Origin of the sequence: Caldimonas thermodepolymerans, assembly GCF_015476235.1 — a bacterium.
Classification (GTDB): Bacteria; Pseudomonadota; Gammaproteobacteria; order Burkholderiales; family Burkholderiaceae_C; genus Caldimonas; species Caldimonas thermodepolymerans.
Map to the genome: position 1 here is coordinate 2,653,943 of NZ_CP064338.1, position 26,092 is coordinate 2,680,034.

At 70.7% G+C, this 26,092-nt stretch carries 26 protein-coding genes; 12 read left to right on the plus strand and 14 right to left on the minus strand.

The genetic code is table 11. The features are described from left to right. Positions 1-8: 8 nt before the first annotated feature. The 10 genes from IS481_RS12495 to IS481_RS12540 form a co-directional block, all read right to left on the minus strand. On the minus strand, positions 9-1,160 hold the full coding sequence (locus IS481_RS12495) for a cytochrome c oxidase subunit II (RefSeq protein WP_104355746.1): 1,152 nt from the start codon (positions 1,158-1,160) through the stop codon (positions 9-11). Between the two features lie 108 nt (positions 1,161-1,268). Further along, on the minus strand, positions 1,269-1,772 hold the full coding sequence (locus IS481_RS12500; RefSeq protein WP_104355747.1) for a hypothetical protein: 504 nt from the start codon (positions 1,770-1,772) through the stop codon (positions 1,269-1,271). Between the two features lie 60 nt (positions 1,773-1,832). Further along, positions 1,833-2,348 (minus strand): DUF1269 domain-containing protein, encoded by a 516-nt coding sequence (locus tag IS481_RS12505; protein WP_104355748.1) that lies wholly within the window; start codon positions 2,346-2,348, stop codon positions 1,833-1,835. A gap of 507 nt (positions 2,349-2,855) precedes the next feature. Next, the gene (locus tag IS481_RS12510; RefSeq protein WP_104355749.1) at positions 2,856-3,986 is read right to left on the minus strand and encodes a DUF6708 domain-containing protein; all 1,131 of its coding nucleotides are present in this window, start codon (positions 3,984-3,986) and stop codon (positions 2,856-2,858) included. After that, positions 3,986-6,655, minus strand: coding sequence for a T6SS effector BTH_I2691 family protein (locus tag IS481_RS12515; protein WP_104355750.1), 2,670 nt, complete (start codon positions 6,653-6,655; stop codon positions 3,986-3,988). The genes IS481_RS12510 and IS481_RS12515 overlap by 1 nt, the downstream gene beginning before the upstream one ends. Positions 6,656-6,670: 15 nt before the next feature. Further along, entirely contained in the window at positions 6,671-7,528 is an 858-nt protein-coding gene (locus IS481_RS12520; protein WP_104355751.1) for a DUF4123 domain-containing protein, read from the minus strand. A gap of 8 nt (positions 7,529-7,536) precedes the next feature. Beyond that, positions 7,537-10,389, minus strand: a complete 2,853-nt coding sequence (locus IS481_RS12525; protein WP_232529270.1) for a type VI secretion system Vgr family protein — start codon at positions 10,387-10,389, stop codon at positions 7,537-7,539. A 382-nt stretch (positions 10,390-10,771) separates the two neighbouring features. Further along, positions 10,772-11,011 carry a hypothetical protein gene (locus IS481_RS12530; RefSeq protein ID WP_104355752.1) on the minus strand — a complete coding sequence of 80 codons (240 nt, stop codon included), beginning with the start codon at positions 11,009-11,011 and terminating at the stop codon, positions 10,772-10,774. Between the two features lie 65 nt (positions 11,012-11,076). Beyond that, positions 11,077-11,424, minus strand: coding sequence for an antibiotic biosynthesis monooxygenase family protein (locus IS481_RS12535; RefSeq protein ID WP_104355753.1), 348 nt, complete (start codon positions 11,422-11,424; stop codon positions 11,077-11,079). After that, positions 11,421-12,551: a cytochrome P450 gene (locus IS481_RS12540; RefSeq protein ID WP_104355754.1), complete on the minus strand. Its 1,131-nt coding sequence runs from the start codon at positions 12,549-12,551 to the stop codon at positions 11,421-11,423. The genes IS481_RS12535 and IS481_RS12540 overlap by 4 nt, the downstream gene beginning before the upstream one ends. 75 nt (positions 12,552-12,626) lie before the next feature. Here IS481_RS12540 and IS481_RS12545 point away from each other — a divergent pair, with 75 nt between their 5' ends. Then, a complete protein-coding gene (locus IS481_RS12545; protein WP_104355755.1) occupies positions 12,627-13,304 on the plus strand; it encodes an ArsR/SmtB family transcription factor in 678 nt (225 codons plus the stop codon). On the opposite strand, the gene IS481_RS12550 is transcribed toward IS481_RS12545, so the two are convergent. Beyond that, positions 13,301-14,335, minus strand: coding sequence for a LysR family transcriptional regulator (locus tag IS481_RS12550; RefSeq protein ID WP_336511159.1), 1,035 nt, complete (start codon positions 14,333-14,335; stop codon positions 13,301-13,303). The genes IS481_RS12545 and IS481_RS12550 overlap by 4 nt on opposite strands. On the opposite strand from IS481_RS12550, the gene IS481_RS12555 reads away from it, so the two are divergent. Both IS481_RS12555 and IS481_RS12560 read left to right on the plus strand, forming a co-directional pair. Continuing rightward, positions 14,328-14,927, plus strand: coding sequence for an FMN-dependent NADH-azoreductase (locus IS481_RS12555; RefSeq protein ID WP_104355757.1), 600 nt, complete (start codon positions 14,328-14,330; stop codon positions 14,925-14,927). The genes IS481_RS12550 and IS481_RS12555 overlap by 8 nt on opposite strands. 40 nt (positions 14,928-14,967) lie before the next feature. Beyond that, positions 14,968-15,837, plus strand: coding sequence for a pirin family protein (locus tag IS481_RS12560; RefSeq protein WP_104355758.1), 870 nt, complete (start codon positions 14,968-14,970; stop codon positions 15,835-15,837). A gap of 6 nt (positions 15,838-15,843) precedes the next feature. Here the strand turns inward: IS481_RS12560 and hpaR are convergent, their stop codons facing one another. Then, the gene (gene hpaR, locus IS481_RS12565) at positions 15,844-16,356 is read right to left on the minus strand and encodes a homoprotocatechuate degradation operon regulator HpaR (RefSeq protein ID WP_104355759.1); all 513 of its coding nucleotides are present in this window, start codon (positions 16,354-16,356) and stop codon (positions 15,844-15,846) included. A gap of 73 nt (positions 16,357-16,429) precedes the next feature. Continuing rightward, a complete protein-coding gene (gene wrbA / locus IS481_RS12570) occupies positions 16,430-17,056 on the minus strand; it encodes an NAD(P)H:quinone oxidoreductase (protein WP_104355760.1) in 627 nt (208 codons plus the stop codon). A 166-nt stretch (positions 17,057-17,222) separates the two neighbouring features. On the opposite strand from wrbA, the gene IS481_RS12575 reads away from it, so the two are divergent. From IS481_RS12575 to IS481_RS12595, 5 genes are all read left to right on the plus strand, one after another. Beyond that, positions 17,223-17,936 (plus strand): alpha/beta hydrolase, encoded by a 714-nt coding sequence (locus IS481_RS12575; protein ID WP_170067423.1) that lies wholly within the window; start codon positions 17,223-17,225, stop codon positions 17,934-17,936. A 117-nt stretch (positions 17,937-18,053) separates the two neighbouring features. Then, positions 18,054-18,455 (plus strand): hypothetical protein, encoded by a 402-nt coding sequence (locus IS481_RS12580; RefSeq protein WP_104355762.1) that lies wholly within the window; start codon positions 18,054-18,056, stop codon positions 18,453-18,455. A 314-nt stretch (positions 18,456-18,769) separates the two neighbouring features. After that, entirely contained in the window at positions 18,770-20,149 is a 1,380-nt protein-coding gene (locus IS481_RS12585; RefSeq protein WP_232529272.1) for an APC family permease, read from the plus strand. Between the two features lie 40 nt (positions 20,150-20,189). Continuing rightward, on the plus strand, positions 20,190-20,783 hold the full coding sequence (locus IS481_RS12590) for an SAM-dependent methyltransferase (protein ID WP_104355763.1): 594 nt from the start codon (positions 20,190-20,192) through the stop codon (positions 20,781-20,783). 21 nt (positions 20,784-20,804) lie between these two features. Beyond that, positions 20,805-21,221, plus strand: coding sequence for a CopD family protein (locus IS481_RS12595; protein WP_104355764.1), 417 nt, complete (start codon positions 20,805-20,807; stop codon positions 21,219-21,221). Between the two features lie 36 nt (positions 21,222-21,257). Here the strand turns inward: IS481_RS12595 and IS481_RS18280 are convergent, their stop codons facing one another. Beyond that, complete coding sequence (locus IS481_RS18280; RefSeq protein ID WP_198425423.1) at positions 21,258-21,719, minus strand: DUF2231 domain-containing protein; 462 nt, start codon at positions 21,717-21,719, stop codon at positions 21,258-21,260. An 87-nt stretch (positions 21,720-21,806) separates the two neighbouring features. Between IS481_RS18280 and coxB the strand changes: the two genes are divergently transcribed. Genes coxB through IS481_RS12615 form a run of 4 tightly spaced genes read left to right on the plus strand, consistent with a single transcriptional unit; the run spans position 21,807 to position 26,090 of the window. Beyond that, on the plus strand, positions 21,807-22,400 hold the full coding sequence (gene coxB / locus IS481_RS18285) for a cytochrome c oxidase subunit II (RefSeq protein WP_198425424.1): 594 nt from the start codon (positions 21,807-21,809) through the stop codon (positions 22,398-22,400). Beyond that, positions 22,397-24,931 (plus strand): cytochrome c oxidase subunit I, encoded by a 2,535-nt coding sequence (gene ctaD / locus IS481_RS12605; protein ID WP_104355766.1) that lies wholly within the window; start codon positions 22,397-22,399, stop codon positions 24,929-24,931. Before coxB ends, ctaD begins: the two co-directional genes overlap by 4 nt. Continuing rightward, positions 24,928-25,278: a hypothetical protein gene (locus IS481_RS12610; protein WP_198425425.1), complete on the plus strand. Its 351-nt coding sequence runs from the start codon at positions 24,928-24,930 to the stop codon at positions 25,276-25,278. Before ctaD ends, IS481_RS12610 begins: the two co-directional genes overlap by 4 nt. Beyond that, positions 25,269-26,090 (plus strand): cytochrome c oxidase assembly protein, encoded by an 822-nt coding sequence (locus IS481_RS12615; protein ID WP_104355951.1) that lies wholly within the window; start codon positions 25,269-25,271, stop codon positions 26,088-26,090. The genes IS481_RS12610 and IS481_RS12615 overlap by 10 nt, the downstream gene beginning before the upstream one ends. Positions 26,091-26,092 lie beyond the last annotated feature (2 nt).

Consider the following 26,092-nt stretch of genomic DNA (forward strand, 5'->3'; position numbering starts at 1 on the left):
CCCTCGTCTCAGCGCTGCGCGGTCGGCGCGGCATCGCCGCCCAGCGACTTGATGTAGGCCACCAGGGCGGACAGCTCCGCGTCGGTGAGCTCGATCTTCGGCATCACCGGCGGGAAGCCTTTCACGTTGCGCGCCTGCGGATCGAGGATGAACCCGCGCAGGAACTCCTCGTCCACCAGCGCGGTGCTGCCGTCGGTGAAGGTTTCGGTCTTGCCGAACAGGCCTTTCCAGGTCGGCCCCACCCCGGTGCTGCCATCGACCGTGTGGCAGGCGGTGCAGCCCTTGGCCTGCGCCAGTGCCTGGCCCCGTGCGACCAGGTCGTCACCCGGCGCGGCCGCGCCCGCATCGGCGGCCGCCACCGCCGGTGCGGGCTCACGCAGCTTCGCAAAGGTCGGCAGGGTCTGCAGCCAGGCCTGGAACTCCCCTTCGTCGACCACCTCCACGACGCCTCGCATGTTGGAATGCCCCACCCCGCACAGCTGCGCGCACAGGATCTCGAAGCGGCCGGTCTCGGTGGGGGTGAACCAGAACGTGGTCACCATGCCCGGCACCATGTTCATGCGGGCACGGAACTGCGGCACGTAGAAGTCGTGCAGCACGTCGTGCGAGCGCAGCAGCATCTTCACCGGGCGGCCGACCGGCAGCTTCACGGTGCCGCCCGACACCAGCAGGTCATCCTGCGAGGCCGGATGCTTCGGATCGAGCCCGAACGGGTTGCTCGCATCGACGAAGCGCGCATCGGTCGGCCCGAGCTTGCCCTCGGCATCGGGGATGCGGAAGAACCACTGCCACTGCCGCCCCAGCACCTCGACCACCAGCGCATCCTGCGGCGGCTTCACGTAGCTCGCATAGACGACCAGGCCGGGCGCGAGCAGGCCGACGATGCCGACAGTGGTCACGCCGATCAGCCAGCGCTCGAGGCGTCGGTTCTCGGGGGCGTAGTCCGCCCGGCGGCCGGGCCGGTGGCGGTAGCGCAGCACGGTGTACGCGAGCAGGAGGTTGATGACGACGAAGAACACGCCCGTGATCACCAGCGTGATCGTGAGCGTGTCGTCCATGTCCTCCCAGTTCGAGGCCAGCGGCGTGGTCCACCACGGGCTCGCGACGTGGAACAGCACCGACCCGACGACGATCGCAATCAGCACCACGGCGATGACCATGGCTCGTCTCCTCCCGGTGCCGTGGGGAACCTGGGTCGGAACCCGGCGGCGCCAGCAGTGGTTGTGCGGTATGCGCCGCCTCCACGGACGGCGCAGCCGTCCGTTGCCTCAGAGACTGTGGTCGTCCCTTTCCAGCTTCCAGTACAGGAAGGCAGCACTCATGCCAAAGATCAGGTGCGCGACCAGCGTGGCCCCGCTGCGCAGCTCCACGAACCACGGGAACAGCGCGGTCAGCCCGAAGAAGTTGAAGACGTACAGCAGCAGGCCGAACACGCCGCCGATGGTCAACGCCAGGCCGGCGCTCGAATCGAGATGGAAGGGCGCCATCACCGCACCCAGGATCAGGCCGAACATGATGCCGAGCACGTAGTGGATGACCAGCGCGAGCGCCATCACGCCCAGCTCGAAGCCCGACGGCCCGAGGCTGTCCGGCCCGGCGACGATCGCCGCCACCATGTGCGAGATCTCCCAGGGGTTCTCGCCTGCGCCCGAAGCCGACCAGAACAGCTCGAGCACCATCAGGATCGCGCCCGCGGCAAAGCCCGCCACCGCCGCGGCACGCCAGTCGGGACTGCGGCGTACCCAGTGATGCGTATGTGCGTGAAGTTCCATGGCCTACTCCCCGATGGAGGAGCGGCCCCGGGCCGCTCCCTGGAAGCGTGCCCGGCGTTCTCAGGGGAACGCGGGGATGTTGGGTTCCTCGCCTTCGAATTTCGCCTCCGGATGCGAGGCACCGAGCAGTTTCTCGATTTCCTTCACACGGGACGCAGGGACATCCACCATCAGCAGGATCTGCCCCTGCTCGATCGCCCCTTCGAAGCGCCTCAACCGGCCGCTGGGGGTCGACACGCCGATCATGCTCGCCGCCCAGGCACCGAAGCCGCCGCCGATCATCGCCAGCACCGCGGCAATGCCCCACTGGGGCGTGTCCCCCACGATCGGGAACCACACCGCCGCCAGCACGCCCGCGGCCGCGCCGGTTGCTCCGCCGACCACCAAGCCCATCTGCGCGGCCCGCACGACGTCGGATGTCTGCAGGATGTTGGCCGTGGGGAGCCCGGACAGATCCATGCCGTCCCGCCCGACAAAGTGAATCTGTCGTTCGGTGATGCGGGCGAGCAGCAAATCCTTGAGAACCTGCTGCGCGCTGGCCACATCCGGCACGAGCCAGTAGATGCGTCTGCTCATGGCACCCTCCTTCCGTCACGCGGTGTGAAACCGGGGCCAACCACGCAGGAACTTATACGCCCGGCCTTGACCTATCGCAAGAAGGAACCCGATCGACAGCGAGGACACACCACCGCACGGATCGCGGTGCGCGAGCGGGACCGCGTGGCGGGCCGGTGACCGCCGGAGCCAACCAAGATCAACAAGAGGCAGAGCGACTGTGCGGGCTCTAGAGCCGACGGGCAGCACGGGCACACGCTGCAAGGCATGACTCCCCGGAAGACGCGCCGGGAAGGCGCGCACCGGTGCCTTGCTTGCCTTGCCGGACCCAGGGGGCCACCGCCTACTGCTGCGGGCCACCGCACCGGGATTGCCGTGGGGCGGCCTGCCAGTCGCCGGTTGCCCCGCGGCAACCTCGTCGGGACGGGCAACGGCAGCATGAGGTGCATCAAGATCATGAAACCAGTTGAGTCCTCCCCTTGCACCTCGTCCTTGAACAGATGAGGGGGAACGCACCGTCATGCCGCCTTATGCTTGGGCAAGCAGACTGGAGATGAACCTGTAGAGTCCCCAGCCGACCGCAGCCGCCATCAACCATGCACCAGCATCGATCAGGCGGGCCTTTATCACCGCCCCGATCCCCTCACCGCAAGCCTGGCGGATCCGTCTTGGAAACACCGGCTCCCAGCACAGCAGTTGCGAGATCCAGTGGCCCGTGGCCGTGCAGGCGATCGCGGGCGAGACCAGCACGACCAAGGGCAACAACCAGCGAAGCCCGCCCATCTTGAACAGTGGCCACGCCAGCGAGCCGCTGGCCATCACCGAGCGCCACGGCCACGGAAACTTGCCGATGCACCTCGGCCGCGGCACCGACTGCGGCCCTTCTTCCATGTAGCGCCGGATGAACTCCCACAGCCGTTCCAGCTCGTCGCCGCTTTGCGCGCACCGGCCGACGAACACCATTTCCGGCCGACCGTGGGGCGTTTCCAGGGGGTACCACATCAACGCCATCGGCACGCCAAGGACCAACCCGGGAGTCCGGCCGTACCGGGGCGACACCGAGTTCGTCACGCACTCCCAATCCAGTTCGACGATGCCCCCAGCGTATGACGGCCGATGGACGTACACCTTGCGCGTCCGCCGATTGAATCTGACCAGAAGACGTCGCTGGGTGAATGACTCCAGCCGGAAGATTCGCCAGCCGAAATGGAACATGGCCCAGAGCCAGCCCACGACCACCACGAGCACCACCGTCAACGACAGACAGTCGATGAACTCCAGAGGCTCACCGGTCCGTAGATCCGCCCCTGCCACCAGGGTCGGGATGACGTCCGTCACCAGCATCGGGACGCCTATCCCCCCAGCGGGCAACAGGCCACCAACGGCCCCCAAGGTGATCAGTCCTCGCCAATCGTCAAACGGCGTACGCAACTCGATGAAAGTGTCGTTGAACCGATAGACCACCTTCGACCCATCTGGATCATCGCAGGCCGCCTCCGTGATCCGGTAGCACTGACTCCCGTTCTTGTCCTTTCCCGTCCGGCGGATCAGCTCCGGTTCATCCGCATGCGTGGTGCTGTACTCCTCGATGAGCTTTCTGCCCTCCTTGTTGTCTGGGTCAGTGACGAGATCGTTGTAAAGCTTCTCCACGAGATACATCACTGCACCTCCAAAAGAGCACGGTATAACGCTTCAAGCTCCCCTGCCTCATCAGAAAATCCGGCCACGTTCCGCTCCGGATTCCTGCGAAAGGTGCTTTTCTCGCACCACGCTTCCAGAGCGTCGTCATCCACGAGGAACAGCACGATGCTCACGACGGTCCCTGCGACGGTCAAACTCGTGGTCACCAGCCGCAACAGGAAACCTCGGGAAGCTGCCGACTCGGCCAGCGTGGCCAGATAGCCGGCCGACCGTCTCACGAATTCCTGGCTGGAAATGCGCTCGACAAACCGCAGCAGGGGGCCACAGTAGGAAAACCCCAGAACACCCCCCGCGACCCCCAACGAAAAGTTCGTGACACCTCGCAGTACCAGGAGTGCCATCAGGCCGCGCTGGCGAGCTTGTTCCGCCTTCTGCGCATCGATGAAGTCGTACAGCGCGCCTATGGCCCCCCCGGCCATCGCCAGTGCCCCGGCCCAGAACCGAATGCCTCCCAGCACGATGGACGCCCCGCGCACGGTCGCCGAACGTGGGGTGTACCGTCTTGCAGCCAACTCGACCCCTTCGGCCAGCATCTCGAAGGCAGCACTCGTCACGACGAGCCCCGCGCCCAGCAATTCGAGACGCTCGCGCGCCACCGCGTCACGGCCATGGTCGTCAAGCGCACGCATCAGGAAGCCGACACCTTCCATCAGGGTCACGACGGCGGCGACGCGCAGCTTGTAGTACTGGCTTCGCGGGGAATCGAGGATCTCCTGCTCGAGGGCTCGCTTCACCGCGCGGGTGAGCTGCTGCTGGCTGCGCGCGAGGTCAGGCAGCGGCTTGCCCTGGTGCATCAGGTCCAGCCACCGGATGCGCGCGTTGAGCCGGCCCAGGGTGCTCCCGAGAAAGCACAGGTACAGCTTGCCGAACCACGCCTCTCCCGGCACCAGCCGCGTCCGGAACGCCGCCTGCCCCAGCAAGGCGTATCCCACCAGCGCCATGCCGGCCGGCGTGCCACCGTGGCCGTGAGGCAGGTGTTCCAGCAGGTCATCGACCTTCTCGAACAGGGTCGTGGCGTTCTTCATCACCGTCATGGCCCGCTCGAACATGGCCATGTCCGGCGCGGGCGCCGCAGCGAACTCGGCCTGCAGCTGCCGCAAGCCCTGGCGCACTTCCGCCTCGGCCGCGGCCTGGTTGACGCAGTTGGCCCGCATCAGCAGGTTGTCGGGAGCGATGTCCAGGTCGGTCGCCCATTGCTGCACCAGCGCCATGCCGGCTTCGGTGCAGTTCATGCCGAACAGGGCGAGGCCCACCTCCTTGCGAAACCCGCCACCCGAGACCGGATCCTCGCGGTCGTAGGCATGCAGCGCACGCAACAGTGCCTCGCTGCGCAGCCACGCGAGGTGATCGTCCGCGCGCGCTTGCAACCGGTCCTCGCAACGCCGGGCCACGGCCTCGCATTCCGTCCTGAACCGGTCCATGGCCTGCAGGTCGAGCTTGCGCGCGTACCGATCCCAGTTGCGCACCGCCTGCGCCTTCGCCCGCTCACGACCCTCTGCGTAGTTGCGCTCCCGGCGCGCCAGCACGGCGTCGGCGTCGCGCTCCAACTGCGCTGCCTCCCTGTAGCGCCCTTGCAGGCGCAGCGTCTGCGCCAGCGAGCGCCAGCGCAGCACCCGCTGGTCGCTCTGCTCGCGGTGCCGCGACTGAAACTCTTCCGCTGAAGTGACGACGCCCCGGATGTAGGCCTCCCGCACGTCGTCGATCGCGGTCAACACGTGCAGCCGACGCCGGTTGCTGACACCGCGCCCGGCCTCCTCGCGATCCAGGTAGGCCTTCAGCTCGTCCATGGCGGCGTTGCGGAAGTTGTTGAGCTCCTGCGTGATACCGATGGCATCGTGGAGCACGAACGCCGGCAGGTTCTCGTCGCCCATCAGGTGCAGCAGTGCACCCAACCGGCCCGCGGCTTGCGTGCCGTCCTGGCCCGAGGGACGAAGGTACGCATCCTCGCAGGCAGGATAGAGCTGCTGCTGCAGTGCACGTCCCAGGGGAGACAAGGCTGGTTCCCCCTCCTGCGACCACAACCTGAACTCGCAGACCTGGCCCCGGAGTTGCGAGGCATGCAAGGTGTGCGTCTGGCCGCGTCTGCCTGCAACCCAGGCTGCAGGGCTGAAGCCTTGCAGCCTGCCCTCGGCCTCGTACCGGTCTGCATGCGACTTGTATTCGAGCAACTTGCCCGGGGTCATCGGCGTCGGTGTAAAGAGTGCCCACGCCCGATCGACCTCCGCCGCCTTCGGTATGGCCACCATGCTGGCGTTGACACCGCACGTATGGCGTTCGCACGTGAAATCGACCTGCTGCACTGGAGGTGGCGGGTCGTTCGGCGGGAACTCGTAGAGGAGCCCGTCGCTCAGCACCTGATAGGCCGTCCAGTACCTCACCCCTTTCCTCGACAGCAGGACGTACAGGAACCCGGCCCGCAACAGGCGCACTCCGTAGACGGCACGCTTCAGCCCGATGTCGGTGACGCCCCGGCCCAGCGTCCCGGAAAGGGCTGGCAGGGTGTCAAGAGTCTCCTGCTCGTCCGACACGATCGCCGCGTAACGCAACGGCAGCCACCGCAGGCCCTCCTTGTCGCAGAACCTGCACCCCTGTTTGCCAGTGATCGGTTGGTTCTTCTTTTCGGACACCAGCCTCCTCCCACGTCACAAGGTCGGTACGGGCAGAAGTTCGGAGAGCGGCACGCCGGCACGTACCTGTTCGCACAGCCGCGGCCACTCCGGCAGCGCAGAGGGGGTCGTCGCGTGTTTCTGCTTCCAGAGCACGAACTCAGCGACGTCATGCGGCTGAGCCAACCCGGCACCAAGCGCTTCGCAGACGTCGCTGAACAGCCGCTCCGTCTCCGGCGGGGCGCACGGCTTCCGATGGCGAGCCAGCAATGCCACCGTGGCGTTGAAGTGCTCAACGGCAGCAAGCAGCCGCCACATCCGCAATGGCAACCGGAAACGGGAAGAAGGCATGAGACCTCGGCTGCCGGGATGCCGGACGTCATGGACCACGAAGCGGCCGTCCCACAGAAAGAAGCTCCACCGGTCGATACCGTGCAGCAGCATCGCCAGCTGCTCCGGGCACAGCAGGCGCATCAGGTGGTGGAACACGCGCGGGTCGAAGTAGCGAAAGTAGTAGCGGGTCTGCTCCACCGTGATCGCCAATGCCTGCGTCAGCGTTGTCCGCAGCTGCATCAACGGCAGCCTGGTGAAGATGAAACCGCAGACGCAACGCGGTTGATCCAGGCCTGCGAGCGCTTCTTCACATGCCCGCTCGGCCAGGCGTTCCAGCAACGGGAATTCCTCCTTCGGAACACGCAGCACGAACGGCGCGCGTTCGGGTGCGTCGGCAAACAACGGATCCAGGAGCGATGCTTCGACCGCAGCGGATGCCCCGGGACCTTCATGGAGCCACTCCCGCACATGCGCATCGGCTTCGGGATCGACGAGGACGTCGCAGTGGCTGCGGCCACTAGCGCAAGTCCACACGGCAGATGCGACCTCATCCGTCCACATGCCCGCACCTAGCGTTCGACCCCCACGGCGCCCCCCTTCGTCGCCGCAGCCAGCTTCATCGCACACCCTCTGAGCGTGCCGGCAGGCAGCTCGAGCTTCGCCGTCGCCCCTGCCGGCCCCGTCAGCTCCTTCATGCTGGCCTTGAAACGGGCGGCACCGGGCGTGGTCAGCGTGATGTCGGGGCCGTCCAGCCGGATCGCCGAACCGCCGGCGGTCAGCAGGACGTGACGCGGCGCGGCCATCTCGATGGCGGCGTGGGTGCTGCTGGTGTGGACCGCCCGCTGCGCCGTCAGGCGGATGGCGTCCGCGTCGGCACGCACGGTCACGCTGCCGGTCGCTGCGTGCAGCCGGATGCCGGTCTCCTGGCGGGGTCTGGACGGGTCGGCCGCCTGGCCTTGCGTGAACCAGGCCACGCCCTTCGCGACGACCAGGCTGCGATCGCGCTGGGCGACCAGGCCGAGGTCCTGGCCGGCGACCAGACTGCACGTCCTGCCTGCCGACCACAGGGCATGCGCCGGCGTGAAGATCCCGATGCCCGCCGGTGCGCTGGTGAGCAGTTCGGGGCGCGACCAGGCCTTGACGGTGCCCGCTCCGCCCTCGATCCCCGCCGCGTCGCCGGTGTCACCGGCATGACCGCGGGTGGCCGTGGCTCCCAGGCTCTCCTTCAATGCCCGCTGGGCCTGCATGACCGGCAGCTCGTCGACACCGCCCTCGCCGGGCAGCCGGGCGCCATGCTGTCGGGCGGTCGCTGCCAGGCTGCGCGTCAGGTCGGCCGCCTGCTGGAGCTGCTGCTCGGCCTCGCGGGCGTCGAGCTGCGCACTGGTGCCGGTGGAGCCGGCGGGCCGTTCGTGAGCACTGAGGAACAGGCCGCTGCCGGCACGGATCGCCCCTTGCGCGTCGGTGCCCAGGTCGGCGCCGTGGCCGCGCGGGTGCAGGCGCTGGTTGTCGTGCTGGTGCAGCAGATGGCCCAGGTTGAGCTGGCTGCGCCGCGTGCTGCTGGCCAGCTGGATGCGGCCCTGGCCCGGCGTGTCGTCGAAGACCAGCTGGTTGCAACCCCCGGCGCCGTGCGCGCTGGTCCACAGTTCCTGGGTCTTGATGCCGGCCATCACCGCACCGTGCCGGTGGCCCGGGAGCCCGCCCGCGGCCTGCGTGCCGGGGAACCAGGCCGGCGCACTGCCGGTGGCACCGGCCGCCCCGCCGCCCACCCGGTTGCCCTGGGCGTTGTGGTTGCCCTGGCCGTTGTACAGGCTGCCGATGCACACCGGGCGGTCGATGTCGCCGTCCAGGAAAGCGATCAACACTTCCTGCCCGACCCGCGGCACGAAATGGCTGCCCCAGTTGCGACCGGCCACCGCCGTCATCACGCGCACCCAGGTGCCGCTCGCATCGCTGGCCGGCGCATGGTCGTGGCCGTACGGATGATCCAGCCGGTGGCTGCCCTGGCGCCCGCGCTGCCAGTGGAACTGGACCTTGATGCGGTGGTCGCGGTCGGTGTGGACCGGGTGCTCGGGCAGGCCCACCACCAGCGCAGTCTGCACGCCATGGACCTTCGGCCGTGCACGACGCACCACGGCCGCCAGGCCCAGCCCCGAGGCGACGTCAAGCGCCGGGGCCCGCACCGGCACGTCGGCCGGCAGGGCGTCGATCTCGACGCCGTACAGCGGTTCGTCGCTGTCGTTGGCCAGGGCGGCCCCTCGCGTCGGCACCGCGGGCAGGTGTTGCAGCTGGGCGCGCAGGTCGGCAGCGAGGTTGTTGCGTGCACGGTGGCGCAGGCGCAGCAGCACGAAGCGGTCGCGTTCGCCGCCGTCGTGGCGCGGGTGGTCGGCGAGCGTGAAGGTGGTGCCCGGTGCGAAGGTCCGCACGGTGCCGCGGCCGGTATGGAGCCGGGCAGCGGCATCAAGGGCCTGCTGCTGGCAACGTGCCAGCCGCTCGCCCTGGCGCGTGTCCTCGTAGGCGTAGACGCCCGGCACGTCGATGCATGCCGCGCCGGGCAGGGCCGTCGGCAGCGCGCTGCCCTCGTGCACCGGGCGCAGGCCCACGCTGCGGTAGTCCCAGCTCGCGATGCGCGTCGCGGCGGTATGCACGCCATGGCGTGCGGCCCACTCGAACAGGCTGTCCTCCGGCAGCGTGGCGCCGGGCTGGGTGTAGCGCACCCGGGGCTGGCGGTTGGGCTCGAAGGCGCCGTTGTGATCGGCGATGACCAGGGTGTGGCCACCATAGGGCGCCGCCCCCCGATCGCCCTGGTGCTCGAACCAGCAGAACAGGCCTTCCTCGCGCATCAGGCGCTGCACGAACGCGAGGTCGGTTTCCTGGTACTGGATGCACAGCGACCGCCTCGGGTAGACGCTGCGGTCGGCCAGCGCCCAGCGCCACGCGGGCAGCAGCCGGCCCTGGCCCTGGTACGCGCGGAACACCTGCTCGATGATCTCGATGACGCTGAGGCCCTGGAACACGCGGCTGTCGCGCCGCCATTCGAGGAATGCCAGCCACGGACGCACCACCAGCCGGTAGCGCGCCAGGCCGCCATCGGCGCCCAGCAGCGTGGCTTCGCAGACGTGACCGTGGAAGGGACGCAGCTCGCTGCGACTGTGGCTGGTGAGCAGTTGCAGCAGCACCGGCTGGCCGATCAGGCGCGCCAGCTCCAGGCCGGCATCGGCACTCAGCGCGGTCAGTCGGATCTCGAATCCGCAACGCGCGCCGAGCCCGCCGGCAAGCGGCGCGATGCCTTCGTCGATCTCGACGCGCTCGGCCAGCAACACCTCCGGGCCGAGCGGCGTGGTCAGGCGCAGCAGCCGGTCCTGCTGGGTGTAGCCGCACAGCAAGGCCTGCACCCATGCGGACGGCGAGATCCGGTCGTTCATGCGCCCCGCTCCCCGACGAGGCGCACGCATGAGGGGCCCTGGACCGGCAGGCGTGCAAGGCCGGCACGGACCCGGAATCGGCTCGGCACGGAGTTCCTCCCTGAAGCATCCTTTCGCGGCGCTTTCTCGGCGCGCCTTGCGAACGCGGCGCAGTGTATGCGGCGCGCGGCCGTGCACGGCCTCGCCTCCCCCCATCCGGGGGCGACGAGGTTGATACGGGATGTTTCAGGCGGCTGGGGGCGATGTCACCGGTGCGCGAACCCGCAGGCGGTGGTGCGGCCACCGCTGCACCGGGCGTCCGTGCGCGGCCGACGCGCGGCCGCCTGGCGTGCGCCACACGCCGGACCGCTGCGGCCCTTGCAGTGCCTGCCTGGGCGAACGCTCAGCCCTTTTCCGGCTTGTCCGGTTCCAGCTTCCAGTCCTTGTCGTCCTTCGGCGTCGAGACCTCGCGCTCGGCCCGTTCGGCCGCCGAAGGCGAGATCGGGTCGCTGGCGGGGAAGGTCTCGTCCAGCGCTTCGTCCAGCAACTCCTGGTAGGTCGGCACGCCTTCCTGCTTGTCGATCGGGTCGGACGTCTCGGTCCGGTCACGCGCCGGGGAGGACTTGGGGGATTTCGTGGTCATGGCGATGGCTCCTTTGCCTTGCAGGCCTGTATGGCAACCGCCATGCCCGCCGCCATGCCAACCCCCTAGCCCCCGTGCGCCGCCCGGCTGTCCTGCGGTGCCTGGGCACGCTCGTGCATGCCGTAGTCGCGCAGCACGGACGCCACGCGCAGCCGGTAGTCGCGGAAGATGCCGCCCCGCCCGGCCGCCTGGGCGGCGCGATGCGCTTCGCGCTGGCGCCACGCGGCGACCGCGGCCTCGTCGCGGAAGAAGGACAGCGACAGCAGCTTGCCCGGCTCGCTGAGGCTCTCGAAGCGCTCGATGGAGATGAAGCCGTCGACCTGCGCCAGCTCCTCGCGCAGGCGCGCGGCAAGGTCGAGGTACTGCTGCCTGCGGCCTTGCGCAGGCCAGACTTCGAAGATGATCGCGATCATGCGGCCTCCTCGGGAGCGAACCACGGAATGCGCGCGTTGACCGAAGGGCGGTAACGCGGACGTTGCAGGAAGGCGCGCGCCACCTCGACAGCCCCGGGCGGCACCACCGACAGCGCCCCTTGCGCCAGCGCACAGGCGATGCGCTCGCCGAGGCAACGGTGCGGTCCGTGGCCGAAACCGTATGGCACCCTCGGGGCACGCCGCAGCATGAACCGGTCCGGCTCGGGATGCCGCGCCGGATCGCGGCCGGCCGCGGCGAGCAGCACCAGCACCGCCTGCCCAGGCGCGATCTGCTGGCCGAGCACGAGCGCGCCCTCGGCATGGGCGTAGCGGCGCGTGTTCTGCACCGGGGCATCGTGACGCGCCACTTCCTCGATCGCCTCGCGCAGCGCACCGGCATCGTCGCGCAAGCGCGGCCACAGGCCGGGTTCGCGGGCCAGCGCGACGAGCGTGTTGCCGATCAGGCCGGCCGTGGCATCGCAGGTCTGCGACAGCAGGCCGAGCAGGTTGGCCACCCAGCACGCGCGCGAGAGCCCTTCGGGCGTCGGCCCGGCAACCGGATCCAGCCACCCGGCCAGGCGCTGCGCTGCTTCGGCGGCCGCCTCCCGTTGCGACATGCTGGCCAGCGGGGAGATCCCCGCGGCGAACCGGTGCGCCTGCGTGACCACCTCGTCCTGCAGCGACTGCGCGATCCCCAGCACCTCGGCCACCGCCAGCAGCGGCACGCGCACCACCCACTCGTCCAGCGCGCCGGCCCCCGGGACCGGAAGGCGGCGCGCATGGCGCTGCGCCAGGGCGCTCCACCGCGGGAGCTCGATGTGCGCCAGGCGTGCCTGCAGCGCCTGCCGTGCGTCCTGGTGTGCCGGCCCGTCGTTCATGCGCGCCAGCTGCCCGAACACCGCACCGGCCGCGCTGCCCGCCAGGCCCCGGGGCACCGGTTCGCCCGCCGGGCGCACGTGCAGCGCAGGATGCGACAGCACCGCTTCGACGGCCGCCGCATCGGTGGCCAGCCAGAGCTGCAGGCGTTCGTGCCAGACCAGCGGCCCCCGCGCACGCCAGGCCGCGTAGGCGGCATAAGGGTCCGGCGCAGTGACCGCCGCGACCGGATCCAGGATCTCCTCGTCCATCGGCCCACCTCCGTTGAAAAACCTGCACGCAGTCTGCTAGGCTGGAAGCAGGGATGCTTCGATGAAGGACGAATCATGGATGCAGACCAGGGCATCGCGGCGGTCGCCGCGGCCATCGCCGAGCCGGCACGCGCGCGCATGCTGTGCACGCTGCTCGACGGCCGCGCCCGCACCGCGACCGAACTGGCCGCCGTCGCCGAGGTGACGGCCTCCACCGCCAGCGCGCACCTGGCGCGGCTGGTCGGCGAGCAGCTGGTCGAGTGCGTGCCGCAGGGCCGGCACCGCTATTACCGCCTGCGCCATGCCGACGTGGCGCACGCGCTGGAAGCCCTGCTGGTCGTGGCGGGTCGCCCGCAGGCGCCTCTTGCGCCGCGCACGCCCGAGCCGCTGCGCGCGGCACGCACCTGCTACGACCACATGGCCGGGGAAATCGCGGTGGGGCTGCTCGCGGTGCTGCGCCGGCGCCGCTGGCTGCAGCCGGCCGACGACGGCTACCGCCTCAGCGCCGCAGGCGAAGCGACGCTCGCCGCCTGGGGCGTGGACGTGGCCGGCGCGCGCGCGCGGCGGCGCCGCTTCGCCTGCGACTGCCTGGACTGGAGCGAGCGCCGGCCGCACCTGGGCGGCGCGCTGGGCGCGGCGCTGCTCGAGGCCGCGTTGCAGCGGCGCTGGGTCACGCGCGAGCTGGAGGGCCGCGCGCTGCGCATCAGCCCCAAGGGGCGGCGCGAATGGCTGGAGCCGCTGGGGCTGTCCTAGACGCCCAGCCGCCCCTCGGCGATCAGCCTGTCGAGCATCTCCAGGAACACCCGCGTCTTGGCCGGCACCAGGCGGCGTCCGGGCAGCACCGCCCAGCCAGGCGCCTCGGGCAAGCACCACTGCGGCAGCACGCGCACCAGCCGACCTTCCTTGACGTGCCGGGTGACGATGGCGTCCGGCGCAGCGGTGATGCCTGCGCCTTCGAGTGCCATCTCGACCAGCAGCTCCGGTGCGTTGACCACGGCGCGCGGCGGCGCCAGCCCCGTCCAGCGCGCCTCGCCGTTGCGCAGGTTCCACGGCGTCGGCTCGCCGGTGCGCGAGCGCAGCGCCAGCCCCGTGTGCTGCAGCAGGTCCTCGGGCGCCTGCGGCGTGCCGTGCAGGGCAAGGTACATCGGCGCCGCGTAGAGGCCCCAGGTGTGCGTGAGCAGGCGCCGCGCGACCAGCGTCGCATCATCGGGCATGTCGCCCATGCGGATGGCGAGGTCGAAGTTCTCGCCGATCAGGTCCACCCGGCGCGAGGACAGGTCGATCTCGATCGAGATGCCCGGGTAGCGGGTCAGGAAGTCGGTCAGGATGCGCCCCAGCTCCTTGCCGGCGAAGCCGGCCGGCATCGACACCTTGAGCCGCCCGCTCGGCTGGGCCTGGCGGTGCAGCACCAGCGAGGCCGCCGCGTCGACCTCGGCCGCGACCTGGCGGGCGTGCTCCAGCAGCGCGTAGCCGAAGTCCGTGAGGCTCAGCTTGCGCGTGGTGCGCGTCAGCAACCGCTCGCCGAGCTGGCGCTCCAGGGCGGAGATGCGCCGCGACACCGTGCTCTTGGGCAGGCCGACCCGGGCGGCCGCCCGGGTGAAACTGCCGGCTTCGGCCACGCGCGAGAACAGCAGCAGGTCGTTCGGATCGAGGTTCACGGCATTGTTCCCTGGACGGAACAATGTTATCCGGCTGGCGATCTTTTTATACCTACACGCCGTCAATAAACTTTCCTTCATCGATACCGCGTGTCTATCAATGATGAAGGGACCGACGATGAACATCCTGCAAGTCAATTCCAGCGCCCGTGCCGAAGGCTCCCAGTCGACCCGCCTGGCCTCCGCCCTGGTGGACCGCCTGCGCCGTGCCCGCCCCGATGCCCAGGTCACCGTGCGCGATCTCGCACGCAACCCCCACCCGGCCCTGGACGAGACGGCCCTGCAGGCGCTGTTCACCGACCCGGGGCAGCGCACGCCGGAACAGGCCGCGCGCGTGGCCCTGGACGACGCGCTGATCGCCGAGATCCAGGCCGCCGACGTGGTGGTGCTGGGCGTGCCGATGTACAACTTCGGCATCTCCACCCAGCTGAAGAACTGGATCGACGCGATCGCCCGCGCCCGCGTGACCTTCCGCTACACCGAGAACGGCCCCGAAGGCCTGCTGACCGGCAAGAAGGTCTATGTGGTGCTCACCCGCGGTGGCCGCTACCGTGACACGCCGGCCGACAGCCAGGTGCCCTACCTGCGCACGCTGCTGGGTTTCCTCGGCATGACGGACGTGCAGTTCATCTATGCTGAAGGGCTGGCCATGGGCCCGGACGCGGAACGCGAAGCCCTGGTCTCGGCCCAGCAGCAGATCGAAGCCGCCGTCGCCTGAGGCGCGGCCGGCCCTTGCACCTCGTCGAAGGAGTCACTTCATGTCGACCGTCCTCGCTTCCTCCACCGTCACCCGGCCGCGCGCCGTCGAGCGCCTGGTGCACGGCATCGCGACGTCCGACGGCGCCGGCGTGAAGCTGACCCGGGTGCTGAGCCAGCCGCTGCAGCGGCGGCTGGATCCCTTCCTGATGCTCGACAGCTTCCGCAGCGACGACCCGAACGACTACGGCGCGGGCTTTCCGGACCACCCGCACCGCGGCTTCGAGACCGTCACCTACATGATCGCCGGGCGCATGCGCCACCGCGACAGCGCCGGCCACGAAGGCCTGCTCAGCAACGGCGGCGTGCAGTGGATGACCGCCGGGCGCGGCGTGATCCACTCCGAGATGCCGGAGCAGGAAGACGGGCTGATGGAAGGCTTCCAGCTGTGGCTGAACCTGCCGGCCCAGGACAAGATGTGCGAGCCCTGGTACCGCGACTTCCAGGCCGACGAGATCCCGCAGTTCACGACCCCGCAGGGCGTGACCGCGCGCGTGATCGCCGGCAGCAGCCACGGCGTGGCGGGCGCGATGCAGCGCGAGCACACCGAGCCGCTGTACCTGGACCTGCACTTCGTGCCGGGCAGCCGCTTCGAGCAGCCGCTGCCGGCCGGGCACAACGCCTTCGTCTACGTCTATGCCGGGCAGCTGCGCATCGGCGCCACCGAGGTGCCGCGACAGCGCATGGCCATCCTGGCCAACGCGCCGGATGCGGACGGCGTGGTGCTGGAAGCGCAGGAGCCGGCGCGCGCGCTGCTGATCGCGGGGCGCCCGCTCAACGAACCGATCGCGCAGTACGGGCCGTTCGTGATGAACAGCCACGAGGAGATCTTCCAGGCCGTGGAGGACTTCCGCGCCGGCCGCTTCGCGTGAACCGGCCTAGCGGCGCGCGGCCGCCTTCGCCGCGGGGCGGGCCGGGCTCTTCCGGCGCGCGATCGGCAGCTTCACCGGCTCGGCCTGGTTCGGGTCGGGCAGCTCGGCGACCTTGTCCAGCAGCGTGAACAGCTGTGCGAGCACCTGGGGCCCCAGGTGCTGCTCGATCAGCTCGTAGCGCGCGTTGATGCGTGCTGCGACCTTCTCGACCAGCTTGCGGCTCTTGGCGGTCAGCTCGACCAGCACCTTGCGCTGGTCGGTCGAGATGCGGAAGCGCCGCACCAGGTCGTCGCGCTCCATGCGCTCGAGCACGCCGGTCAGGCTCGGGCCGGGGATGCAGGAGATCTCGGAGATCCGGCCGACCTCCATCTCCCCGGACTGGGACAGTGCGCGGATCACGCGCCATTGCTGTTCGGTGACGCCTGCCTGCTTCAGGCCGGGACGGAAATAGCGCGCGACGGCCTCGCGCGCCCTGATCAGGGCCTGTGGCAGATCCCGGTACTGGATGGCGCCCGACATTGAATCCCTCGAACCTCGAAATAATTGGTTCAGAGATTCTAGGTCCGTTCGGTGCGCCTTCCGCACATCGTTTTCACTGTCCGCCGGCGGCCAGCTTCGCCGCGATCTGCGCGACATGGCGGCCCTGGAAGCGCGCCATCGCCAGCTCGTTCTCGCTGGGCATGCGCGAGCCGTCGCCGCCGCTGATGGTGCTCGCGCCGTAGGGCGAGCCGCCACTGATCTCGGCCAGCGTCATCTGCCGCGCCTCCGAATACGGCAGGCCGACGATCACCATGCCGTGGTGCAGCAGCGTGGTGTGGAAGCTCAGCAGCGTGGACTCCTGCCCGCCGTGCTGGGTCGCGGTGCTGGTGAACACGCTGCCGACCTTGCCGATCAGTGCGCCCTTGGCCCACAGGCCGCCGGTCTGGTCGAGGAAGTTGCGCATCTGGGCGCACATGTTGCCAAACCGGGTGGGCGCGCCGAAGATGATGGCGTCCGCCTCGGGCAGCTGGTCGGGCCGGATGACCGGCACCTGCGCGAACGCGGCCCGTGCCGCCTTCGCGCCGCTCTTCTCGAGCACGTCCTCCGGCACCAACTCGGGCACCTGCCACAGCCGGACCTCCGCCCCGGGCACGGCACGCGCCCCTTCGGCCACGGCCTCGGCCATGCGATGGATGTGGCCGTACATGCTGTAGAAGACGACGTAGACCTTCGTGCTCATGGAACCTCCTTCGTGGGTCAAGGGGTGGACAGGGACGGTCGCCGGGCAAGGCACCCGGGCGCCCCCATTGTGCGCGGGTCCCGCCCGCTGCGGGGGCACGAGCGCAGCCGGCCAGGGCCCCGTGTCGGACATCGACGCAACCAGAACAGAAAGACAAGGAGGACACATGACTGCAACCGGAGGGGCCGCGGCCCGCGCCACGCATCCCGCACCGCCTGGCGTGGCCCTGCCCTACCGCTTCCGCCCGGCGCGCACCGCAGCGCGCGCGCCGGCCCCGCTGCTCGTGCTGCTGCACGGGGTGGGCGGCGACGAGCACAGCCTCGCGACGCTGGCCGACCGACTGCCCGGGCACCTGCACGTCGCGTTGCCGCGCGCTCCGCTGGCCGGACCGCAAGGCGGACACGCCTGGTACGGCGTGCAGGTCAGCGAGGAAGGCGCACGGGCCAACGCGCTGGAAGCCGAGGCGGCACGCGTGCAGGTGCTGCAGTTCCTCGACCAGCTGCAGCAGGTGCAGCCCTACGATGCGCAGCAGGTCTGCGTGGCAGGATTCGGGCAGGGAGCGGTGATCGCCGCCAGCGTCGGGCTGACGCGCCCGGACCGGGTGGCGGCCATCGGCATGCTGTGCGGCCGCATCCTGCCTCAGGTCAAGTGGCAGCTGGCGCCCGGGGAGCAGCTGTCGCGGCTGCACGTGTTCTTCGCCGAAGGCGGCGCCGACGGCATCACCGCGACGGACTACGCGGAGGACGCGATGCGCACCATGGCCGAGCACGGCGTGGAGGTGGCATACCGCGACTACCCCGGACGCCCCCGGCTGCACGAGGCGATGGCGAACGACTTCGTGCAATGGGTCGCGCAGCACTGGCCCGCGCCGGCGCGCTGACCCCCGCCGACAGGCGTAGGACGCCGACTACGGGCAGCGCCACCGCGCTGAGACAACCAGGCCTGCGTCGCTTCACTAACCTGAAGTCATGTTCAACCCGGAACGAAGGAAGCGACGATGAATGCGAAGCACCTGTTCAGCGGTGTGGCGGCAGCCCTGATGGTGGTCGGGGCCCATGCAAACGACGCCTACGGCACGCCAGGCACCCCGGCGGGCCAGACCGGCTCGCAGCTGGAAGGCGCGGCGGGCGAAGGCGCGGTGACGCGCGACCCGTCGGAAGGGACCGGCTACGGCGCGACCTCGGCCGACCGCACCCGGCACGACGACTACGGCCACGGCGGCAGCCTCCAGCGGGTCGAATGGAAGCGCGACAGCGCCGGCGCCTACCCGGCCGGCTCCACCGGCTCGGCGCTGGGCGGCGTGGCCGGCGACGGCGAGGTCTCGAGCGCCCCCGAGCTGGAGCCCGGCTACACCCCGCACCGCGGCGAAAGCACGATGCACGAAGGCACGCTGCAGTAACCGTATCCGAAGCGCTCTTCGACGGGCGCCGCTCCCCGGCCGGGGGTGGCGCCCGTTGTCGTTGGAGGCACCGGCAAGCCGGTTTGAAAAACTTACGGCACGGCGCCGGCCGGCCCTGCGCGACGGGCACGCGGCCCCAGGCACGCGGATTGATTCCTGCGACGGAAGTGGGGTTGTGCCGACAGGCGCCCCGCTGATGCCGCAGCATTCGCGCGGGAAGAGAAGTCGGTTCCCGCCTGCCACCGGAGTGCACCGATGCCCCACCCTTCTGCGTCCCCGTCCGTCGGCCGCCCCGGCCCCTGGAGGAGCCACCCGTGAGTGCACCCGCCGGTGCCGGTCCGCGGGAGGTGCTGGGCTTGCGGGAAGCCGTCGCGATCACGGTCGGCATCGTCATCGGCGCGGGCATCTTCAAGGCACCGGCCATGGTGGCGGGACTGACCGGCGATCCGGCGTGGATGTTCGGCGCCTGGCTGCTCGGCGGCCTGATCTCGCTGGTCGGCGCGTTGTGCTACGCGGAGCTGGCCACCACCTATCCCCACGCCGGGGGCGACTACCACTTCCTGCACCGCGCCTTCGGGCGCTCGGTCTCGCTGCTGTTCGGCTGGGCCCGGCTGTCGGTGATCACGACCGGCTCGATCGCGCTGCTGGGCTTCGTGTTCGGCGACTACATGACGGCCATCCTGCCGCTGCCCGGCCTGAGCCCTGCGGGCAGCGCCGCGGTCTACGCGGCGCTGTCCATCGTCGGGCTCAGCTGGATCAACCTGCTGGGCATCCGCGCCAGCAGCTCGACGCAGCTGTGGCTGACCTGCCTGGAGATCGGCGGGCTGCTGCTGGTGCTTGCCGCCGCGCTGCTCGCGAACGCGGCGCCGGCCGCGCCGCCCTCCCCCGCCCCGGCCGCGACGCCGTCGGCGGCCGCCTTCGGGCTGGCGATGGTGTTCGTGCTGCTGACCTACGGCGGCTGGAACGAGGCCGCCTACATCAGCGCCGAGGTGCGCGACGCGCGCCGCAACATGGTCAAGGCGCTGGTGCTGTCGATCGGCCTGATCACGCTGCTGTACTTGCTGGTCAACTGGGCCTACTGGCGCGCGCTGGGGCTCCAGGGCATGGCCGACTCGCAGGCGCTGGCCGCCGACGTGCTGGCGCTGGAGTTCGGCGCTGCCGGCCAGGTGGTGATCTCGGTGATGATCGCGATCACGGCGCTGACCTCGATCAATGCGACGATGATCGTGGGTGCGCGCACCAGCTATGCGCTCGGACGCGACTGGACCGCGCTGCGCTGGCTCGGCGAATGGAACGACCTGCGCGGCGCGCCGGCCAACGCGCTGCGCCTGCAGTGCGTCGTGGCGCTGGCGCTGGTCGCGCTGGGGCTGGCCACCGGCGGCGGCTTCAACACCATGGTCGAGTTCACCGCGCCGGTGTTCTGGCTGTTCTTCCTGCTCTCGGGCCTGTCGCTGATGGTGTTGCGCTGGCGCGAGCCGCAGGCCGTGCGCCCGTTCCGGGTGCCGCTGTACCCGCAGCTGCCGCTCGTGTTCTGCGCCACCTGCGGCTACATGCTGTGGTCCAGCCTTTCCTATGTCGGCGCACAGACGCTGGGCGGGCTCAATGCCGCCTGGGTCAGCGTCGGCGTGCTCGCGCTGGGCCTGCTGCTGTTGTGGTGGCTGCGCGGTGCCGCCCGCACCGCCCCCGCTTCGTGACCGCGTGTCGTCCCCTTCCAACGTCCGACCGGAGACTTCGATGAAGCACATTTCGTCCCGTCGCCTGTTCATGGCCTCCACGCTGCGCACCGCCGCGGCCGTGGCCCTGCCCATGGCCCTGCCGCTGGTGCGCGCCCAGGAAGGCACGGCCGTCGCGCTGGACGTGCCCTACGTGCCGACGCCCCAGCCCGTGGTCGACCGCATGCTGCAGCTGGCCCGGGTGGGGCCGGACGACGTGGTCTACGACCTGGGCTGTGGCGACGGCCGGGTGGTGATCACGGCCGCCAAGGCGTACGGCGCGCGCGGGATCGGCATCGACATCGACCCGCAGCGCATCGCCGAGGCGCGCGCCAATGCGAAGCGCGCCGGCGTGACGGACAAGGTCGAGTTCCGCATCGGCGACCTGTTCGAGGCGGACTTCTCCGAGGCCACGGTGGTCACGCTGTACCTGCTGCCGTCGATCAACCAGCGCCTGCGTCCGCAGCTGTGGCGCCAGCTGCGCGTGGGCGCGCGGGTGGTTTCGCACGACTTCGACATGGGCAGCCAGTGGCCGCCCGAGCACACCGAGAACGTCGCCAACAAGACCATCTACGCCTGGACCATCACGCAGGCGAACAAGGACGCCGCGCGCTGAGGCGCCTCGACGGCCGCGCCGATGCCCTGGCTCAAGCTGCTGCACATCGCGGCCCTGATCGTCTGGTGCGGCGCGTTGCTGTACCTGCCGGGCGCGATCGCGGCCAGCTCGGCGCGGTCGGTGGGCGAGCTGTTCCACGCGCCGCACGACCAGATGGCGCGCTCGCTGTTCACGCTGGTCGCCACGCCGGCCGCGCTGGTCGCGATCGCCTCGGGTACCGCGGTGTTCCTGGCCGACCAGACGCTCGCGCTGTGGCTGATCGTCAAGCTGACGCTGGTGTGCGCGCTGGTGCTGTGCCATGCCGCCTGCGGCGTGCTGCTGCTGCGCGTCGAGCGCGACCGCGAACGGCCGGTCGGCGCGGCGTGCAGCCTCGTGGCCCTGGTGGCGCTGGCGCTGATCGGCGCGATCGCGTGGCTGGTGCTGGGCAAGCCGTTCTGACCGAAGGCGCGCCCCATGCCGTTGCGTGCGAGCCCCCTAGCCGGACAGGTCCACGCCGACCGCGTGCTCGTAGACCAGGCGTCCGCCCAGGTAGGCCGCCAGCGCGATCATCGCGGCGGTCAGCAGCGAGACGTACAGCCCCCACGGTACGACGAGTGCCTGGGCGTCGCCCACGCGCAGCAGCCAGTTGAACGAGGCGAGCGACAGCATCATCACCGCGATGATCGCGTGGCACCAGGCGGTCACCAGGCGCCGCACCGGCGCCACCGTCACCAGGTCGACCAGGCCGGCCAGGCTCGCGATCCATCCGCCCGCGGCGCCGACGCCCGCAAGCCAGACGCCGGCACGCGCCCAGAACGGGTCGCGGCCGAGGACGTAGGCCACGTCCACCGCCACCAGGCCGAGGAGCGCCGCCACCGGGAAGTGGATCATCATCGGGTGCAGCGGGTGCCCGGCGATCGCGGCGCGGCTCTGGATCGGTCCTTCCTGGCGGGGCATGGCGGGCTCGTGGCGGGAACGGCGGCGCTGGCCGGATGCAGCGGGCCTCAGTCGACGCTCGACCCGGCCGGGCCGGCGGCCGATGTCGTGGCGACGCTCTGGTGGTGGATGTTCGGGTACGGCACGCTGGTGCTCCTGGTCGTCGTCGGGCTGTGGCTGCATGCGCTGTACCGGCGCCGGCCCGAACCGGACGAGGCGCAGGCCCGGCGCACCGGCCGGCGCTGGATCGTCGGCGGCGGCCTGCTGCTGCCGCTGGCCAGCATCGCCGTGCTGCTGGCATTCGGCGTACCCGCCGGCCACGGCATGCTGCCGTGGCCCGTCGCGGCCGGGCCGGCGGCGCTGCGCATCGAGGTCGTCGGCCACCAGTGGTGGTGGGAGGTGCGCTACCCGGACGCCGGCCTGCAGCTGCGCGACGAGCTGGTGCTGCCGGTCGGCCGCCCGGTGGACGTGCACGTGAGCAGCCGCGACGTGATCCACTCGTTCTGGGTCCCGCGGCTGGGCGGCAAGATCGACGCGATCCCCGGGCGCACCAACGTGATCCGGCTGCGGGCCGACCGCGCCGGCGCGATGCGCGGGCAGTGCGCCGAGTTCTGCGGCGATGCGCACGCCCACATGACGATGCGGGTGCGCGCGCTGCATGCCGATGAATTCGAGGCCTGGCTGGCCGCGGCGCGACGATGAGCGGGTCCCCCCCTTCCGCTTCCCCGGCCCGCGCGCAGGCCCAGGCGCGTGCCGAGCTCGAGGCCGTCTGGGCCAACCCGACCGGCTGGAGGGCGCTGGCCATCGTCAACCACTCGTCGATCGGCCTGCGCTTCATGGTCACCGGCGGCGTGTTCTTCCTGATCGCCGGGCTGCTGGCGATGCTGATGCGCTCGCAGCTGGCCGTCCCGCACCACGCCTTCATGACGGCCGAGGCCTACCACCAGGCGTTCACCATGCACGGCACGCTGATGATGTTCCTGTTCGCGGTGCCGATGCTGGAGGGCCTCGCGTGCTACCTGATTCCCAAGATGCTGGGCGCGCGCGACCTGGTGTTCCCTCGCCTGAGTGCGTTCGGCTACTGGTGCTACCTGTTCGGCGGCGCGATCGTCACCTCCAGCCTGCTCCTCGGCGTGGCGCCGCACTCCGGCTGGTTCATGTACGTGCCGCTGGCCAGCAACGTCCACTCGCCCGGCATCCACAACGACTTCTGGCTGCTGGGCATCACCTTCGTGGAGATCTCGGCGGTGTCGGCCGGCGTGGAGCTGGCCGTCTCCATCCTGCGCACGCGCGCGCCCGGCATGGCGCTGCACCGCATGCCGATCTTCGCCTGGTACATCCTGGTCATGGCGCTGATGATCGTGGCGGGCTTTCCGCCACTGATCCTCGGCAGCATCCTGCTCGAGCTGGAACGTGCCGCAGGGCTGCCCTTCTTCGACGTCACCCGCGGCGGCGACCCGCTGCTGTGGCAGCACCTGTTCTGGCTGTTCGGCCACCCCGAGGTCTACATCATCTTCCTGCCTGCCGCGGGCATCGTCTCCACCGTGCTGCCGGTGTTCGCGCGCCGGCCGCTGGTGGGCTACCGCTGGGCGGTGGTCGCGGTCATCAGCACCGGCTTCATCAGCTTCGGCCTGTGGGTGCACCACATGTTCACGGTCGGCATCCCGCAGCTTGCGCAGGCGTTCTTCTCGGCCGCCAGCATGCTGGTCGCGGTGCCCACCGGCATCCAGCTCTTCGCATGGCTGGCCACGCTGTGGACCGGCAGGCCGGTGATGCGCATCCCGATGCTGTGGATCGTCGGCTTCCTGGTGATCTTCGTCGCCGGCGGCCTGACCGGGGTGATGCTGGCGCTGGTACCGTTCGACTGGCAGGTGCACGACACGCACTTCGTCGTCGCGCACATGCACTACGTGCTGGTGGGCGGCATGCTGTTCCCGCTGCTGGCCGGCCTGTACTACTGGATGCCGCACTTCAGCGGCCGCATGCCCTCCGAGCGACTGGCCAGGTGGGGCTTCTGGCTGACCTTCGCCGGCTTCAACGGCACCTTCCTCGTGATGCACTGGACCGGGCTGCTGGGCATGCCGCGGCGCGTCTACACCTACGACCCCGGCCTGGGCTGGGAAGTGCCGAACCTGGTCTCGTCCATCTTCAGCTTCGTGATGGCCGCGGGCATCGCGACCGTGCTGCTGGACTTCGCGCTGCACTTCCGCTTCGGCCGGCCGGCGCGCCAGAACCCCTGGGACGCCGACACGCTGGAGTGGGCCACCGACCTGCCGCCCGCCCCGTACAACTTCGTCAGCCTGCCGCCCGTCGAAACCCGTCATCCGCTGTGGGAACACCCGGCGCTGCCGCGCGACATCGCCGAGGCACGCCACGCCCTGCCCCACGCACGCCACGGGCGGCGCGAGACGCTGGGCAGCGACCCGCTCACCGGTGCGCCGCGCGAGGTCGTGCACCTGCCGGGCAACTCCTTCCTGCCGTTCCAGGCCGGGCTGGTGCTGGCCACGGTCTGCCTCTCGCTGCTGCTCAAGGCCTATGTCGTCGCGGCACTGGCCGCGGTCGTCGCCGTCGCGCTGCTGCTGCGCTGGGTGTGGGAGAACGGCGCGCACCCGCGCGCGGCCCCCGGGACCGACGACCTGCCGTCCGGGCTGCGGCTGCATTCGCGCACCTTCGACGGCCCGGGCCTGTGGGGCATGGGGCTGACGCTGCTGGCCGACGGCGCACTGTTCCTGTCGCTGATGTTCGGCTGGATGTACCTGTGGACCGCATCGCCCGGGTTCACCGCGCCGGCGCGCTCGCCCCTGCCGGCCGCCGCCATGCTGGGCGCCGCCGCCCTGGCGAGCGCGGGCGCGGCGTGGCTGGCGCGACTCGTGCGGCAGCTGCGGCGCGGCGACGAACGCGGCTTGCAAGGACAACTGTTCGGGCTGGGACTGCTGGGCCTCGCACAGGCGACGCTGACGCTGTGGCTGCTGCGGGCTTCGCCGATCGCGCCGACCACGAACGCGCACGACGCCGTCATCGGCGTGGTGCTGGGCTTCCTGCTGCTGCACGGTGCGCTGGCCGCGGTGCTGTCGCTGCTGCAGGCCTGGCGGGTCGGCCACCGCTACGTCGGGCTGCATGCGCCGTACGAGCCGGCAGTGCTGGCGCAGCTGTGGCTGTTCCAGGCCGGCTGCACCTGGGTGGCCAGCGGCGCGCTGCTGCTGTTCCCGGCCACGTTCGGGAGGTCGCCGTGAAGCGCGTGCCACACCCGATGCAGCTGGCGCTGGGCTTCATCGTCTGGTCGGCGTGGTTCGTGCTCAACTACGGCGCCCTGTCGATCGGCTGCGCGATCGCGCCGCCGGACGTGCAGGCCGGCGCCCTCACCTGGATCAACGCGGCGCTGGTGCTGCTTGCGGTGCTGACCGCGCTCGCGCTGCTGCTGTGCGCCCGGGCCTGCTGGCGGGCCCGCCACGCGACGGTCGCCGAGCCCCCCGCCAGCGCGCGCTTCGTCGCCCCGGTGGCGGCCGCACTGCATGCGGCGGCGGCCGCGGCGACGCTCTTCGTCGGCCTGCCGGCCCTGTGGACGCCGCCATGCCTGTGACCGTGCGCTTGGCCCTGCTGCTGGCGCTGCCGGCGACCGCGCAAGCCCATGCGGCGTGGGACACCGGTCCGCTGTCGCACCTGCCGGTGTGGGGTGCGCAGGCCCTGCTGCTCGCGCTGTGGATCGCCGGGCTGGCCGGCGCCGCGCGCGTGCGGCCCCGCCTCGGGGAACGCCTCGCGTTCCACGCCGCCACGGCCGTGACCGCGGTCGCGCTGTTCGGGCCGTTCGACGAGCGGGCAGCGACGAGCACCGCGATGCACATGGTGCAGCACATGCTGCTGATGGTGGTCGCGGCCCCGCTGTGGGTTCTGGCACGCCCGCTGCCCGCCTGGCGCGCCGCGCTCGGCCCCTGGGTCGATCCATGGTGGCAGGCGGTGCTGCGCGCCGGGCGGCATCCGGTGGCCTGCGCGGCCCTGCATGCGGCGGCGATCTGGGCCTGGCACCTGCCGCAGCCCTACCTGGCTGCGGTCGGGAACAACTGGTGGCATGTCGCCGAGCACGCGAGCTTCGCGTTCAGCGCCTGGCTGTTCTGGTGGGCGGTGCTGCGCGCGCGCCGCGGGCACGAGGCGCAGGCCGCGCTCGCGCTGCTGTTCACGCTGATGCACACCGGCCTGCTGGGCGCACTGCTCACCTTCGCACGCGCACCGCTGTACGCGCCGGAGTCGCGCGACCTGTGGGACCAGCAGCTGGCCGGTCTCCTGATGTGGGTGCCCGGCGGCGCCGCCTACCTCGCCGCTGCGGCGTGGTGTGCGCACCGCTGGCTGGGCCGGCTGCAACGCGCGGTGCCGGCCGGCCCGCAACGGACTCCCTAGCC